The sequence below is a fragment of the Campylobacter sp. 2018MI13 genome (genome assembly GCF_018501135.1).
Lineage (GTDB): Bacteria > Campylobacterota > Campylobacteria > Campylobacterales > Campylobacteraceae > Campylobacter_E.
Genome location: NZ_JAHCZC010000304.1, coordinates 1 through 384, shown reverse-complemented (window position 1 = coordinate 384; position 384 = coordinate 1). Strand labels below are relative to the sequence as shown.

The 384-nt window shown below is 39.8% G+C and carries 1 protein-coding gene; it reads left to right on the top strand.

Features of this window, described 5'->3' with window-relative positions; all coding sequences use genetic code 11:
- Positions 1–89: 89 nt before the first annotated feature.
- Positions 90–384: hypothetical protein (locus KJQ99_RS10135; protein WP_214150774.1), on the top strand; the 295-nt coding region annotated here is incomplete at its 3' end.

Below are 384 nucleotides of genomic sequence, written 5' to 3'. Positions count from 1 at the left end.
GGCTCATCTTTATCTTGACAGGACTTGCACAAGGATTGGGAAGTCAAAACACTGCGGCAATCGACAGCTGGAATTTCAAATGAATCGCATTGAACAAAGACGCGAACGTAAACCAGCGTCAATCTTTAATCACATACGAACAAATCAGCGCACTGCATTTAACCAATAAGGAAACGCTTCTCGGACAGGCATCCGTTGTATCCAAGCACAAAAAAATGAAAAATACGAGTGCCAACTTCATCGGTCTTGAAAAAAACAGTTTCATTGCAAAAGACATCAAAAATTTTCCGACAAAATCAGGCGATGTCTTGCTTGACGACTCATTCAAACGTTCTGGATTGAAGAAGGGATCAAAAATAAAATTGAATTCCGAAGGCAAAACAT